Origin of the sequence: Oceanirhabdus seepicola (genome assembly GCF_023684385.1) — a bacterium.
GTDB classification, from domain to species: Bacteria; Bacillota; Clostridia; order Clostridiales; family Clostridiaceae; genus Oceanirhabdus; species Oceanirhabdus seepicola.
In genome coordinates, this window is record NZ_JAGSOJ010000002.1 from 848,737 (window position 1) to 864,448 (window position 15,712).

The 15,712-nt window shown below is 30.5% G+C and carries 14 protein-coding genes; 9 read left to right on the plus strand and 5 right to left on the minus strand.

From position 1 onward, the window contains the following. Positions 1-109: 109 nt before the first annotated feature. The 4 genes from KDK92_RS11345 to KDK92_RS11360 form a co-directional block, all read right to left on the minus strand. Positions 110-2,770, minus strand: coding sequence for a cation-translocating P-type ATPase (locus KDK92_RS11345; RefSeq protein WP_250859369.1), 2,661 nt, complete (start codon positions 2,768-2,770; stop codon positions 110-112). A 237-nt stretch (positions 2,771-3,007) separates the two neighbouring features. Further along, positions 3,008-3,526: a chromate transporter gene (locus KDK92_RS11350; RefSeq protein ID WP_250859370.1), complete on the minus strand. Its 519-nt coding sequence runs from the start codon at positions 3,524-3,526 to the stop codon at positions 3,008-3,010. A gap of 3 nt (positions 3,527-3,529) precedes the next feature. Further along, positions 3,530-4,063 (minus strand): chromate transporter, encoded by a 534-nt coding sequence (locus KDK92_RS11355; protein WP_250859371.1) that lies wholly within the window; start codon positions 4,061-4,063, stop codon positions 3,530-3,532. Positions 4,064-4,248: 185 nt separating this feature from the next. Further along, complete coding sequence (locus KDK92_RS11360) at positions 4,249-6,159, minus strand: NAD(+) synthase (RefSeq protein WP_250859372.1); 1,911 nt, start codon at positions 6,157-6,159, stop codon at positions 4,249-4,251. Between the two features lie 294 nt (positions 6,160-6,453). Here KDK92_RS11360 and KDK92_RS11365 point away from each other — a divergent pair, with 294 nt between their 5' ends. The 3 genes from KDK92_RS11365 (at position 6,454) to KDK92_RS11375 (ending at position 10,374) form a co-directional block, all read left to right on the plus strand. Beyond that, complete coding sequence (locus tag KDK92_RS11365; RefSeq protein ID WP_250859373.1) at positions 6,454-8,103, plus strand: YceG family protein; 1,650 nt, start codon at positions 6,454-6,456, stop codon at positions 8,101-8,103. Between the two features lie 26 nt (positions 8,104-8,129). Beyond that, entirely contained in the window at positions 8,130-9,230 is a 1,101-nt protein-coding gene (locus KDK92_RS11370; RefSeq protein ID WP_250859374.1) for a toxic anion resistance protein, read from the plus strand. Between the two features lie 76 nt (positions 9,231-9,306). After that, on the plus strand, positions 9,307-10,374 hold the full coding sequence (locus KDK92_RS11375; RefSeq protein ID WP_250859375.1) for an undecaprenyldiphospho-muramoylpentapeptide beta-N-acetylglucosaminyltransferase: 1,068 nt from the start codon (positions 9,307-9,309) through the stop codon (positions 10,372-10,374). A gap of 134 nt (positions 10,375-10,508) precedes the next feature. On the opposite strand, the gene KDK92_RS11380 is transcribed toward KDK92_RS11375, so the two are convergent. Then, on the minus strand, positions 10,509-10,946 hold the full coding sequence (locus KDK92_RS11380) for a cytidine deaminase (RefSeq protein WP_250859376.1): 438 nt from the start codon (positions 10,944-10,946) through the stop codon (positions 10,509-10,511). Between the two features lie 171 nt (positions 10,947-11,117). Between KDK92_RS11380 and KDK92_RS11385 the strand changes: the two genes are divergently transcribed. The 6 genes from KDK92_RS11385 to KDK92_RS11410 all read left to right on the plus strand — a co-directional run bounded on the left by KDK92_RS11385 (position 11,118) and on the right by KDK92_RS11410 (position 15,654). Then, positions 11,118-11,450 carry an FAD-dependent oxidoreductase gene (locus tag KDK92_RS11385; protein ID WP_250859377.1) on the plus strand — a complete coding sequence of 111 codons (333 nt, stop codon included), beginning with the start codon at positions 11,118-11,120 and terminating at the stop codon, positions 11,448-11,450. Further along, positions 11,425-11,832 (plus strand): NAD(P)/FAD-dependent oxidoreductase, encoded by a 408-nt coding sequence (locus KDK92_RS11390; RefSeq protein WP_250859378.1) that lies wholly within the window; start codon positions 11,425-11,427, stop codon positions 11,830-11,832. Before KDK92_RS11385 ends, KDK92_RS11390 begins: the two co-directional genes overlap by 26 nt. A gap of 24 nt (positions 11,833-11,856) precedes the next feature. Next, complete coding sequence (locus tag KDK92_RS11395; protein WP_250859379.1) at positions 11,857-12,930, plus strand: M24 family metallopeptidase; 1,074 nt, start codon at positions 11,857-11,859, stop codon at positions 12,928-12,930. 117 nt (positions 12,931-13,047) lie between these two features. Beyond that, positions 13,048-13,854 (plus strand): ATP-dependent sacrificial sulfur transferase LarE, encoded by an 807-nt coding sequence (gene larE, locus KDK92_RS11400; protein WP_250859380.1) that lies wholly within the window; start codon positions 13,048-13,050, stop codon positions 13,852-13,854. Position 13,855: 1 nt separating this feature from the next. After that, on the plus strand, positions 13,856-14,602 hold the full coding sequence (gene larB, locus KDK92_RS11405) for a nickel pincer cofactor biosynthesis protein LarB (RefSeq protein ID WP_250859381.1): 747 nt from the start codon (positions 13,856-13,858) through the stop codon (positions 14,600-14,602). 284 nt (positions 14,603-14,886) lie between these two features. Then, a complete protein-coding gene (locus KDK92_RS11410; RefSeq protein WP_250859382.1) occupies positions 14,887-15,654 on the plus strand; it encodes a tRNA threonylcarbamoyladenosine dehydratase in 768 nt (255 codons plus the stop codon). The last annotated feature ends 58 nt before the right edge of the window (positions 15,655-15,712 follow it).

Sequence of the window (15,712 nt, forward strand, 5' to 3'; positions counted from 1 at the left end):
AAAAAGCCCCCAAAAGGGGCTTTTTATTATTTTTATTAAAATTAAGATATTCTGAAGAATGAAGAATATCAACAATATTTGTTCTTTATTCTCTGTTCTTTTATCTCTGCTATTTAGATGTGCTTCGTTTAAATATCTTAATTATCTCATTAATGATAAGTGGTACTAATGATAGGAATATAACTGTCACTAATAGTGAGCCAGTTAAGAATTTAACCTTAAATATTGCTGCTAAAGGAGGTACTGAAATTACTATAAGTTGAAGAGCTAATCCTATTAACATTGAAAATATAAGGAACTTATTAGTAAATAAACCTACCTGGAATATTGATTTTTTACTATGTCTTAAGTTAAAACTATGAACTAGTTGAGACATACTTAAAACAACAAATGCCATTGTACGTCCAGTGATAAGTGCTTCAGATGGTATATTTTCAGGCATTAATGGGAAAATATTTGAAATACCCATTGTATGTTTTATACCAATCATAAATGCAATTAAGGTTAAGATACCAATAATAAAGCCATTTAGGAATATAAATGGACCTGTACCTTTAAATAAACTCTCCTTTGGATTACGAGGAGTGTCTTTCATAACATCTCTATCACCAGGGTCTACTCCTAAAGCAAGAGCTGGCAATGTATCAGTTACAAGATTAACCCATAGTATGTGAATTGGTATTAATGGAGCAAACCAACCCATAATAATTGCTAAGAATAAAGCAATTATTTCCCCTATATTACAAGAAAGCAAGAAGGCAATTGTCTTTTTAATATTTGTATAAATATTACGTCCTTCTTCTACGGCTCTAACTATTGTTGAAAAGTTATCATCAGTTAAAATCATATCAGAAGCATCTTTAGAAACATCTGTACCAGTTATACCCATGGCAACACCTATATCTGCCATTCTAAGAGAGGGAGCATCGTTAACACCATCACCAGTCATTGAGACAATATTTCCTTTTGACTTAAGTGCTTTTACAATTTTAACCTTATGCTCAGGAGATACACGAGCAAATACTCTTAATGAATCAATCTTTGAATTTAACTCTTCCTGAGATAATTTATCAAGTGTTAATCCATCGATTGTCTCATCTATTGAAGTGGCGATACCTAATGCTTCAGCTATAGCAAAAGCCGTGTTTTTATGATCACCAGTAATCATAACAGTTTTTATTCCACTTTCCTTACAAACCTTAATAGAGTCCTTAACCTCTTCACGAGGAGGATCAATCATACCTACCATACCTATAAAAGTTAAGTTTGTTTCTAAATCTGAAATGTTGATATCTTTGCTAGGAATGACCTTATATGCTGATGCTATGACTCTCAATGCTTCATCAGACATATTATTAGATTTAGAAAGAATTTCTTCTTTTAATTCAGGTGTAAATTCTATAGCTTTATCATCAATAAGTATCTCATTACAGAGATTTAAAAGGTTATCTAATGCTCCTTTTGTCATAACATAATACTCATTATTATATTCATTCACAGTTGTCATTAATTTTCTGTCTGAATCAAAAGGAATCTCATCTATTCTTTTATGAACTTTTTCAATTTCATCTTTAAAAATATTGTACTTAAAGCCAGCTTCTAAAAGCGCAATTTCAGTAGGATCTCCAGTAGAATTATTCTTATCAAAAGTAGCATCATTATTTAAAACCATATTCTCAAGAAGTAATAAATCTGTTGCATTATTTTTTGAAAGTTCATCTAAAGTTCCAAATCTGTTATTACAGTAGAATTTGGTTACTGTCATCTTGTTCTGAGTTAATGTTCCAGTTTTATCAGAACATATAATTGAAACGGATCCTAAGGTTTCAACAGCTGGTAATTTACGTATAATTGCATTCTCTTTGATCATTTTTTGAACACCCATAGCCAACACAATTGTAACAACTGCAACTAATCCCTCGGGGATTGCTGCTACAGCCAGTGAAATTGAAATCATGAACATATCAAAGACATCTCTGCCCTGTAACATACCAACAACAAAAATTAGAGCACATACGCTTAATGCAAGGAAACCTAATAGTTTGCCAACCTGATCAAGTTTTTTCTGAAGAGGGGTTTTGGTATCGATATCTTCATGAAGAAGCTTAGCTATCTTACCTATTTCTGTATCCATACCAGTACCTACAGCAATACCTACACCTCTACCATATGTAGCGAGAGTAGACATGAAAGCCATATTCTTTTGATCACCTAAAGGTATTTTTTCATTATCTGAAATAACTTTAGAGCTTTTTTCAACGGGTACTGATTCTCCGGTAAGTGCTGACTCTTCTATCATTAGATTAGCAGATTCTAAGATTCTCATGTCGCAAGGTATAAATCTTCCAGCGTCAATTACAATAATATCTCCTGGTACAACTTCCTCAGAGGAAATTTCTTTTAAAGTACCATCTCTTTTAACAAGAGCTTTAGGAGTTGAGAGTTTCTTTAAAGCTTCTAATGATTTTTCTGCTTTATTTTCCTGTACTACTCCAATTATTGCATTTATAATTATAACAATTCCAATAATAATTGAATCAGTTAACTCTCCTAACAGTCCAGACACTATTGCAGCGCCTAATAGAATATAAATCATCACATCGTTAATTTGCTCAAAAAACATACGTATCATTGTTTTTTTCTTTTTTTCTTTTAATTTGTTATAACCATACTTTTCAAAACGGTTTTTTACTTCATTGCTAGATAAACCATTTACCAAGTTGCTATTCAATTCTTTAGTAATTTCAGTAACATCTTTATTGAACCACATGCTATCACTCCTTTAAATCACTTAAATCTATTATTTGTTTATCTTTAGATTTTAAACTTTTACATGCTTATCATTACGAAAATTAATTTACACTTGTCTAAAATCTCAGTGAATTAATGAGTTATGGACAAGTATAAATTAAGATTTGAGTTGAAAACCATTAAAAGTTATGATTTATCGTTAGTATATGAAATAGAATTGACTAGCATACTAGCTAGTTATTTTATAGAATAGGCTTTAGTATAATATTATGCCTAATGTAGCAGAAATTAGTATAACTAATATTGGATGAGCCTTTTTAAATAGCAAGAATAACGAGATTGAAGCAATAATTAAGCCGGATATATCGCTATAGCTTGTGTATGAAAGTTTAATGAAAACTGAAAATATTAAAGCTATTATTGCGGGTCTCATACCTAACAATGAAGCTTTTAGTAGTTTGGAATCTTTAAATTTTGAAACAAAATGATGTAATATAGAAACCAATATAAAAGAAGTAAGTACTACACCAGAGGTTGCTGCAATGGAGCCAATAACACCAGCTGAGGTGAAGCCTACAAAGGTTGCTGAATTAATGGCTATGGGACCTGGGGTCATTTGAGAAATACCAATAATGTCAATAAAGGTCTCTTTGGAAATCCAATGATAATTTGTTACAACTTCTCTTTCAATAAGAGGTAGCATTGCCATACCACCACCAAAAGCGAAGGTTCCAATTTTCCAAAATACTAAGAATAATTTTAATAATATATCCATTTATTATACCTTCTTCCTAAAAAATATAATGCCGCAAAAAATTGAGAAAATAATCAAAAAAATAGGATGTAAATTAAAATAGAGTAAAAGAAAAATTGAAATAACCATAATTGATAAAGTTGGAATGTTCTTTTTTAGTGATTTGCTTAAAGATATTATGGCAAATAACACTAACATAGGTACAGCAGCTTTAATTCCATTGAAACCTTGAATAACAATTGGATTATCTCTAAACTTCATAAATAAAATTGAAATAATAATTATTATACAGAAGGACGGAATAACTACACCAAGTAATGCAAGAATTGCCCCTAGTACTCCACAAATTTTATAACCAACAAATAAAGATGAATTAACGGCCAAAGCACCAGGTAAACTTTGTGATAACACTATAATATCTACAAAATCATCTTTAGAAATCCACCCTTTATTATCAACGAATTCTTTTTCAATGAGAGGTATCATTGCATACCCACCACCGAAAGTGAAGGCACCAATCTTAAAAAAACAAAAAAACATCTGAAAAATCTGTCTCATAATTTTCCTCCATAAAGTTATATTACAACAAACCCCATGCCAAAGAACATGGGGGGATTTTTTTAATGCTGAAAATGTTTCATCAAAGATGAAGCATTTTCAGTAAGGAACAACAAAATTAAAATTTCACGGAGTGAAATGTCAATCATTCTCAATTATCCATTAATGCACGCGAAGCGGGCATATTACTGCCATGTGTTATAACTAGCATCAGAAGGCATTCTTAAATCGCCTCGTGGAGATAAACTTATAGTACCAACTTTAGGACCATCAGGGAGAGTTGAACGTTTAAATTGAGAATTGAAGAATCTCTTAATAAACTTATCTAGCCACATTGTTATTTGATCAGGCGCATAATCTTCTTTAAATGCATGTTTTGCTAAGAATAAAATTTTTTCATAAGATGCTCCACTTTTCATGAAATGGTAAAGGAAGAAATCATGAAGTTCGTAAGGTCCTACAATATCTTCAGTTTTTTGAGATATATTACCTTCAGCATCTTTAGGTAATAGTTCAGGACTCACAGGTGTATTGTTTATATCGTACAGTACAGTCTTTATAGTTTCAGAAACTTCATAATCAGCAACATATTGAACTAAAAATCTAACAAGAGTTTTTGGTATAGAACAGTTCACTGAGTACATTGACATATGATCTCCATTGAAAGTGCACCAGCCTAAGGCTAATTCAGATAAGTCACCTGTTCCAACCAAAATTCCACCTTCTTTGTTAGCTAGGTCCATCAATATTTGAGTTCTTTCTCTAGCTTGAACGTTCTCATATGTTACATCATGTATATCTACAGAATGACCAATGTCTTTAAAGTGTTGAAGGCAAGCATCTACAATGCTTATCTCTCTGAAATCACAGCCTAGGTTGTTGCATAAAGACACAGCATTGTTGTATGTTCTATCAGTAGTTCCGAATCCTGGCATTGTAACTGTAATTATATTTTCTCTAGGTATGTTCAACATATCAAAAGTTTTTATTATAACCAGTAAGGCAAGAGTTGAATCAAGTCCCCCAGAAATACCTACTACTGCTTTCTTAAGATTAGTATGAGTAAGTCGTTTAGCTAAGGCATTTTTTTGAATGTTGAAAATCTCTTTGCATCTAGTTTCAGTCTCGTTTTTATTGTTAGGCACAAAAGGATGTTTCGCAATATATCTATCAAAAGAAGTAATTGCCTTATTATTTAAAGTGAATTCAATAGTTCTACATTGGTAGGGGCAAGTTTTTAAACTATCTCTGAAACTCATATTTCTTATTCTTTCTCCGTTTAATTTACTAACATCAATTATGGAGGTTATAACTTCATTATCTCTTTGAAATCTTTCGTTTTCTTTCAATATACTACCATTTTCACTTATTAATAAATGACCGCCGAATAATAAATCAGTAGTTGACTCATGAACGCCTGCAGAAGAGAAGATGTAAGAACAAAGTCCTCTTGCGCTTTGATTGCTTACTAATGAACGTCTATAATCAGATTTACTTACAAGTTCATTAGAGGCAGAAAGGTTACATATGATATTTGCGCCTTGAAGGGCAAGGTAACTACTTGGAGGAATTGTAACCCATAAATCCTCGCAAATTTCAATTCCGAAAACAAAAGTATCGCATTTGAAAAGTAAATCCACCCCAAAAGGTATATTCTTTTGAAATGATAGGTTTATTTCTCTGTTAACAACCTCAAAACCTTCAGTGAACCATCTTTTTTCATAGAACTCACTATAGTTAGGTATATAACTTTTAGGAACTATACCTAGTATTTTACCTTTGTATATGGCAACACCACAATTATATAAACAAGAGTGGTGCAAAATTGGAGCACCAACTATGATTAGCATTTCTTTAGAAATTGAAAAATCACACAAATCCTTAAGGGCTTCAGTTGAAGCTTTAAGTAGTTGATTATGCAAAAATAAATCACTACATGTATATGAAGTGATAGATAATTCAGGAAAAACACATACTTTAGAACCATCTTCATGAGCCATATTTATACAATTTTTTATATTTTCTAAATTAAATGCTATATCAGATACATTGGTCTTTGGGCAAGCTGAAGAAACTTTAATAAAAGAATTTTTCATATGCAACGATCCTTTCTTAGTTAATTTGATTATATAAGGCATATTTAAATAAATAACTACTCTTACTCCAAAAATTCAAAAATTATTAATAAAAATATAATCTAACATATTATTCATTATTTCAATTTTATGGTATAATATTATTGGACAATTATATTACAAATAATACCTTATTATTTTCTATATTAATAATATATTAACGCTTATATAGAGAATATTTGGAAAACAATACATAATTAAATCATTTAAATTTTATCATAAAACTCTTAAAAAGCAAACACGAGGTAGATGTTAATGAAAAATTGGAGTTTAAATCATTTGGAAGTAGAAGGAATAAAATGGCAAATATCGGGAGATGTTATTACAAATGCAAAAGTACCTGTAAGTAATAGGGATGGATTTAATTATTCTTCTAATGCTGTTAAAATTCCTAGAATATTCTATAGATTTATAGGAATAAAAGAAAATATTAATTCTTATAAGGCAGAACTGTTTAAAATTGACAAAGAATTATCTAAGTTTGGAGCATTATACGTAAGATTTGACAAGGGATTAAATAGAGAGATAAGTTTAGGGACTCTTGGAAAATTAGATAATGCTTGGAATAGGATATATGCATTAGGAGGAATAAATTCAAATACCATAATTGAGGAAATTGAAAAAGAAGGTTTAATACCTATTTTCAATAATAAAATTTTAGAATTACAAGTAAAAAATAACTTAAGAGGACTTTTAGAGTTTTATATAAGAAACAATGAAGATATTGAAAAATCAAAGATTAAATTGATTATAAATAATATTACTCATTGGCTAAATCTCTATTTCAAAAAACTTATAAAAGACTTTGATTATACATCTATTAATCCAAAGATATTATATTTTGGGGATATATCTATAGATGAGGTTATTTTTCTTAATTTTGTTTCAACACTTGGGGTAGATGTTTTATATTATAATCCTCAAGGGGATGAAAGTTTTGATAAGTTTGACCCTAATGGAATTTTTTCTACAGAGATTTTATATAATACTCGCGAAGCATTAGAACAATTTCCAAGGGAAGATACTGACAGATACAAAACATCAGCATATGAAGCAAAAGAATATATGAATAAGAGTCTATTTACAGATGAATCAGGGTTTTATAGACCTTGGCAGTTTGTTGAGTATGAGATTGAGAATGTTACTCTAAAGACAACTTATGAAGAAATAAAAATTTGGATAAAAGAGAATACACAATTCAGAGATGGATGGAAGATAGAAGGAAAGAAGTTGTTTATTCCTAATATTTTTGCAAAAATTTCTGGAACGCATAATGATTTAGAAGAATATTGGAGAGAAATATCCAAAATAATTGAGCTTAAGAATGTATTGTTCTATGATAAACTTCCTTTAAATAAAAAAGTTTTTCATATTGAATATAATAAGTTCTGTGATATCTATCCAAGAGGAGCTTATTCAGAATTTGATATTTATAAATTACTTAGAGCTCCATGGTGGAAATATAAGGATTTAAGGTTAGGGCTTCAAAGAAATATTGCTGAAAAAATTAAAGAAATAATAATTAATCCAGTAATTCAAAATATTGATGATGAGGAACTAAGAGATTTTCAAGTGTACCTTTTCTCAGTATTAATAAATTTAGAACCTAAAATAATGGAGTTGCTTCAGGGCTTCGATTATCCAGGGGAAGTTCCAAAAATAATCATATATAATAATGAAAAGAATGGTAATCTTACTTATGAAGATAGCATTATGCTTGCATTTTTGAATAAAATGGGAGTAGATATAATGATATTCAATCCATCTGGATATTCAGATATTGAAAGATTTATTAGCAAAACAGAATATGATAATCATACTCTAGAAAAAATGAGATTTAAACTTGATTATCAAAAAGCAACAGAAGAGAAGAAAGGATTTTTTAAGAAATTCTTTGGAAAATAGAAAGATAATGATAAGGAGAGATTAGAATGAGTGATGTACAAAACAATAATTCAGGAATAATTGAAGTGCAAGAAGTTAATCTTGAAAAAAAGGCTGTAGAATATCAAGTTCAGCTTAAAGAGTCTGAGGAGGTTAAAGCCCTTTCCACAACTATTAATTTTAAAGATGCGAATGCAGTACTTAATTTTGGTAATGAGCCAGCGGAAGAAGTATCAAAATTTGCTGATAATATTTTGAATAATATTAAAGCTACTAGTGCTCAAGGTACTAGTGTAATGATAAAACAGCTTACAGGTATAATGAATAAATTTGATAGAAATGATTTTGAGAAAGAAGAGAAAAAAGGATTTTTTGCTAAGATGTTTGGAAAAGGTGAAGACAAAATAGCAAAGATGATGAATAAATATAAGACAATAGGCGGAGAGATAGACGTAATATACACAGAAATAACTAAGTATAAAAAAGATCTTAATGATTCAAATTTAATGCTAGAACACATGTATGAGCAAAACTTTGAATACTATAAGGAATTAGAAAAATATATTGCTGCTGGAAATTTAATGGTTGAAAGAATTGAACAAGAAGAGATTCCTAAGATGGAACAATTAGCAGCAACAGGTGATCAAGTTGAAGTTATGAATTTGGAAAATGCAAAATCTTCATTAGAAATGTTAAAACAGAGAATTTATGATTTAGAAATGGGTAAAATGGTTGCATTGCAAACTGCTCCGCAAATAAAAATGATTCAAAAAGGAAATTATAGATTAGTTTCTAAAATACATTCTGCATTTGTAATTACTATACCAGTATTTAAAAATGGAATTATTCAAGCAATTGCTTTAAAGAGACAAAAGTTAGTTTCTGATTCTTTAAGTGAACTTGATAGGACAACTAATGAACTTCTAATGAAAAATGCTGAAAGTATTAAGAATCAAAGTATTGATATTGAGAGATTATCAGGTGGAAGTAGTGTGAAATTAGACACTCTTGAGAAGACTTGGCAAACAATCATGGAAGGTATTGATGAAACAAAGAGAATTCAAGAAGAAAATAATCAATTAAGAATTCAAGGTACTAAGAGAATTCAAGAGATGAATGGTGAAATGAAACAAAAACTTCTTAAATAATAAATATCAAAGAGCTTTAGTAATTTGCTAAAGTTCTTTATTTTATAAAGGGTATTTTTAGACATGGGGTGAAATAATGAAAAAAATCATACTAACAGGCGGAGGGACATCTGGTCATGTTAATCCAAATATAGCTTTAATACCAGAATTAAAAAATTTAAATTATGAAGTGCACTATGTGGGCACAGAAGAAGGTATTGAAAAAAAATTAATAAAAGAAATTAATATACCATTTCATAGTATAAGTGTGGGCAAATTAAGAAGATATTTTTCTATTAAAAATTTTACTGATGTTTTTAAAACCATTTTAGGTATTTTTAAATCTTTACATATTGTTAGAAAAATCAAGCCTAATGTTTTATTTAGTAAAGGAAGTTATGTATCTTTCCCTGTAGTGATCGCTTGTTGGATTTATAGAGTGCCAGTTATTATTCACGATTCGGATATATGTATAGGAGTAGCAAATAAAGTTGTTTTCCCATTTGCAAAAAAAATATGCTATTCATTTCCAGAAGCATCAGAAAAAATTCCTAAATCAAAAAGAATATTTACTGGTGTTCCTATTAGAGAATCAATAAAAAATGGGAGTGCTGATAAAGGATTTGAGATATGTAATTTTTCTAAGGAAAAACCAGTTATCTTAGTTATGGGGGGAAGTGTAGGTTCACGATTAATAAATTCTGCAATACGTGATAATTTACCTGAATTATTGGAGAACTATCAAATATGTCATTTATGTGGTAAAAATAAGTTAGACAAAGAACTCTCAAATATAGATGGATATGTGCAGTATGAATACGTAAATGAAGAGCTTGCCCATTTTTATAAAATGGCAGATATTATTGTAACTAGAGCAGGGGCAACAGTTGCAAATGAATTATTAGTTTTGAACAAACCAAGTTTGTTAATTCCGATGGAGGCAAGATTTACGAGAGATGATCAGATATTAAATGCTCAGTCTTTAAAAAAGAATGGATATAGCGAAGTATTATTGGAAAAAGATATGAGTAATGAACGAATATGTAAAGAAATAGATGATTTATATAGTAATAGAGAAAAGTATATAAGTAATATAAAATCAAGGAATAGTATTAATGCGGTTAAAGCTATTACTGATTTAATTGAAGCTTATTCAAAAAAATAAAAACTAATTGAATTAAAAGTTTAAATTAATAAAGCTATCCCTAAAGAAATAGGAATAGCTTTATTTCGTAAAATAAGAAAGATGCGAATTAACTTAACTACTTATTGCACTAATTTCGTTTGAATTAATATTGATTATTTATGATAATGTTCTAATTCTTCTGATGGATAAGCATTTGTCCAGTGATGTGGTTGTAACTCATTTAATGTCACAAACTTCAAGGTATTATCTGGAGTAGTAATACCAACCTTAACATCTGTACCCCAAAAACGCAATCTCTCTTGACAAACACCACATGGAGAAAGTATCTTAAAAGGACTGTTTTCATCATCTCTAACAACACACAAGCAATGGGTTACACGTACATTATATTTATGTGCTTCACACATTGCTCCTACTTCAATACATAAATCTACACTACTATTTGCTGTGTCAATTGAAACACTGGTAAAATATTGGTCATCTTCTGAATGGATTATCGCTACTCCACCCCAGCCTTTAGTATACCTTTTTGGAATAAATTCAATGGCTCTGCGATACATTTCCTGTTCTATTATGTTTTCCTGTTTCATTATTTCCTCCTATTATATTAATTAGTCTTATTTCATACAATTACGAAATTACTGTATTATTAAGATTTCTACATTATACAATAGAGTCCTTTAGTATCTGCATTTATTTTATATCTATAGGAATATTAAAGTTATAGAAAATAATGAGATGAAAGGGCGGAAAAAAAGGATATGAAGCTTGTTATAATTGGTGGAGATGCAGCAGGGATGAGTTGTGCATCAAAACTACGAAGGTTAAATGAGAATATAGAAATCAAGGTATTTGAAAAGACGAGAGTGGTTTCATATAGTGCTTGTGGAATTCCTTATTATATTGGAGGAGAATTTGATGATTGGAGAGATATGATTGTAAGAACACCTGAGGAATTTAGAGAAAGTAATATTCAGGTAGTTCTTAATCATGAGGTTGTAAAGGTTAATGTTGAAGAAAAATTCATATGTACCACTTGGGACAAATGCAAACAAGCAAGGGAAAACATTGTCAGATATTTTGAATGGAGATAAACATGAAATTCAAGGGATATTAGGGTCAACAGTTGTAAAAATAATTGATCTTCAAGTGGGGAAAACAGGATTAACGGAGAAAGAAGCAAAAGATAATAATATTGAGTATGGTGTAAGTTTTATAAAGTCAAAAACTGGTCCAGAATATTATCCCAAAAGTGAGGATATATATGTTAAAATTATATATAATCAGAATAATAGAACTATTATTGGAGGTCAGATAGCCGGTAAAAGTGAAGCTGGGATAAGGACAGATGTTATTGCTGCAGCTATATATAATAATATGACTGTTGAAGAAATAGGTATGCTTGATTTATGCTATGCTCCGCCATTCTCAAATGTATGGGATCCAATAAATCTTGCTGGTAAAAGAGGAAAATAAGAATAAGTATTAAGGGGTGTTTGAATGTTTAATGAAAGAATTGGAAAAGTGTGTAAACATATGGAGTCGCACGGGTTTAATGAGGTAATGATTACTTCACCAGCTTCAGTTTTTTATCTAACTGGAAAGTGGATTGAGCCTGGCGAGAGAATGATGGTTCTCGCTGTGAGTAAAGATGGAAAGACTAAGTTGTTTATAAATGAGTTATTTCCAGTAGAAAATGATATAGCAGATGAACTTATAATATTTAAAGATAGTGATAATGATATTGAAATATTACATAATAACATAAATACAGAGGGTACCATTGGTATTGATAAAGAATGGCCTTCACATTTCTTAATAAGACTTATGAAAATCAATAAAGATATTAAGGTAGATATAGGGTCTATTGCGGTTGATGAATCGAGAAATATAAAAGATACAAAAGAAATTGAACTCATGGAAGAAGCTTCAAGAGTGAATGATTCTGTAATGGGAGATATAATAAATGAATTGAATGGAGATATGAACGAGTTAGATGTATGTAAAAGACTTGGTGAAATATATAGAAAGTATGGCACGGAAAGTTTTTCATTCCATCCACTTATTGCTTATGGAGCTAATGCAGCAGAGCCACATCACGATTCAGATGGTTCCATAATGAAAGAAGGGGACAGTGTTATTCTAGATATTGGTGGACGTACAAATAATTATTGTTCGGATATGACTAGAACTGTTTTCTATAAAAAGTGTAGTGAAGAACATAAGAAGATATATAATATTGTTTTAGAGGCTAATAGAAGGGCAATTGCTAAAGTTAAACCTGGAGTTAAGTTCAGCGAGATAGACTTGGCAGCAAGAGATTATATAGAAGAGTGTGGATATGGGAAATACTTCACTCATAGAACAGGACACAATATTGGAATAAATGTACATGAAGGACCAAATGTAAGCTCAGTAAATCACGATACTGTAAGTGAGGGTATGATATTTTCCATTGAACCAGGAATATACATTTCAGGGGAAGTTGGAGTTAGAATAGAGGATTTAGTTGTTGTGACTAATGAAGGATGTAAAGTTCTTAATGAATATAATAAGGAACTGACTATTATATAGATTCTATAATGAAACTTAATTTATCATGTCCAAAATCTCAATGAATTAATGAGTTTTGGACTTGTATAAATTAATAGTTGAACTTGAATCTATAAATAACTGGAATGGAGAAAGTTTATGAATGAAGCATATATTGATTTACTAACAAATTTAGAAAGTTTAGAAAGTGTTGTTGTTGCTTTTTCAGGAGGCGTGGATAGTACGTTTCTCTTGTATGCATGTAAGCAAGTACTAGGAGATAATGTTATAGCAGTAACGGTAGATTCTCCATACATTCCAAGGTGGGAGATAGAGGAAAGTAAAGAGCTTGTTTCTTTATTTGGCGTAAAACATCATATAATAAAAGTTGATATTCCGGATAACATAGCAAATAATCCAGAAGATAGATGTTATTTATGTAAAAAGGAGATATTCTCCAATATAATTAAGTACAAAAATGAAATAGATTTCAAATATGTGGTTGATGGTTCAAACTACGATGATACTAAAGATTATAGACCTGGAATGAGAGCATTAAAAGAGCTTGATGTAAGGAGTCCTTTATTGGAGAGTAAGCTTACTAAGGCACAAATTAGAGAGTTATCTAAGCAACAAAAAGTGCCAACATGGAATAAACCAGCGTATGCTTGTTTACTATCTAGGCTACCATACAATACTCAAATATTCACACATGAACTTAGAAAAATTGAATTGGCTGAGAAATTCATCATGGATAAAGGTTTTAAAGGAATTAGAGTGAGAAGCTTCGGAGATACAGCTAAAATTGAAATATTCAAAGAGGATATGGAAAGATTTTTGAACTACGAAAATATTAAAGACATAAATGAGAAGTTGATAGAATTGGGATATAAGGTTGTAACTTTAGACCTAGGAGGATATTCTATGGGTAAGATGAATAGAAGTATTGAGGAGAGAAATAATTAATATGAATAATAATGAAATAAAAAATCTACTTGAAAAGGTTAAAGACGGGGATGTAAGTGTTGAAGATGCCTTTGGTGAACTTAAAGAATTACCATATACTGATATTGGTATAGCAACCATAGATAATCACAGGGAGATTAGAGTTGGATACCCAGAGGTGATATATTGCGAAGGGAAGACAAAAGAACAAATAAGTAAAATAGTAAGTGTTATGCTTAAAAAGAACAATAATATTTTAGGTACTAGAGCATCCCGAGAGGCTTATGAAGAAGTAAAGAAGATATGTAATCACGTAGAATACAACGAATTGGCAAAGACTATCGTTATAAGGAATAAAGAAATAAAAAAGTCAGAGAGTTATATTGCTGTGGTAACAGCTGGTACATCCGATTTGTCAGTTGCAGAAGAGGCAGCAATTACAGCTGAATTGTTTGGAAATAGAGTTGAAAGAGTTGTTGATGTTGGAGTTGCGGGCATACATAGGTTGTTTGGAAAATTGGATATAATAAAAAATGCAAAAGTAATCATAGTGGTAGCTGGAATGGAAGGTGCTCTACCTAGTGTAATTGGAGGGCTGGTAGATAAACCAATTATAGCTGTGCCAACCAGTGTTGGATATGGAGCAAACTTTGGCGGATTAGCCCCATTGTTGACTATGTTGAATAGTTGTGCCAGTGGGATAACTGTGGTGAATATTGATAATGGATTCGGTGCAGGATATTCTGCTAGTATCATAAATAAACTTTAGACATAAGGCAAGTTCAAATAAATAACAAGTCAGTATACTCGTCTATTTTGTAAACTACTTCATCCTTGGAACCCACTGAGAGAACCACTATCAGCGGAACCCAACTCTTCGTAGTTTGCAAAATATACTTCGCATCTTTGACTTGTTATTTATTTTCACATGCCTAAAAGGAAATAGCTGTTATTGATATTACATTATAAATTATATATAATTAATAGTGATTCTCAAAAGATAAGAAAAAGATAACAAAAAGATGAAAAAAAGATAAATAAGGAGTTATTTTTATGATTAAGCAACATTCATTATCAAGAACCGAGTTACTTATAGGAAAAGAAGGATTAGAGAAGTTAAAAAATTCAACAGTTGTAGTTTTGGGTATAGGAGGAGTTGGGAGTTTCACCGTTGAAGCCTTAGTTAGAAGTGGCGTTGGGAGACTTATAATTGTAGATGATGATACTGTTTGTTTAACAAATCTAAATAGACAAATAATAGCATCTTATGATACTATATCAAAACCTAAGGTTGATGTTATGAAAGAAAGAATATTGACTATAAATCCAAAATGCGAAGTTATTACTCATAAAACATTTGTGGATAAAAGTAATATTCATGAAATAATTGATGAAACAGTTGATTATGTTGTGGATGCAATTGATACAGTGTCTTCAAAAATTGCGTTGATAGAATACTGTCATGAAAGAGATATTAAAATTATAAGCAGTATGGGAACAGGAAATAAACTAGATCCTACTCAATTTCAGATATCATATTTAGAAAAGACAAAAGTATGTCCTTTAGCAAAGGTTATGAGGCAGGAGATGAAAAAGAGAAGAATAAAGAAGGTTAAAGTACTTTATTCAGAAGAACTACCAATTAAGCCTAAGGTTGATGATGTAATAACATGCAAAGAAGGGTGTGTTTGTTCCTCAACTAGTAGTAAGAGATGCTCTCATAAAAGGCAGATACCAGGAAGTATTTCATTTGTTCCACCTGTAGCAGGTATGATTATTGGTGGAGAGGTTATAAAAGACATTTTAGAAATAAATAAATAAAATACCCTTTTGGGTATTTTTTTGTTAGTTCGCTTGAATATTAGTGTGAATTTGGTTA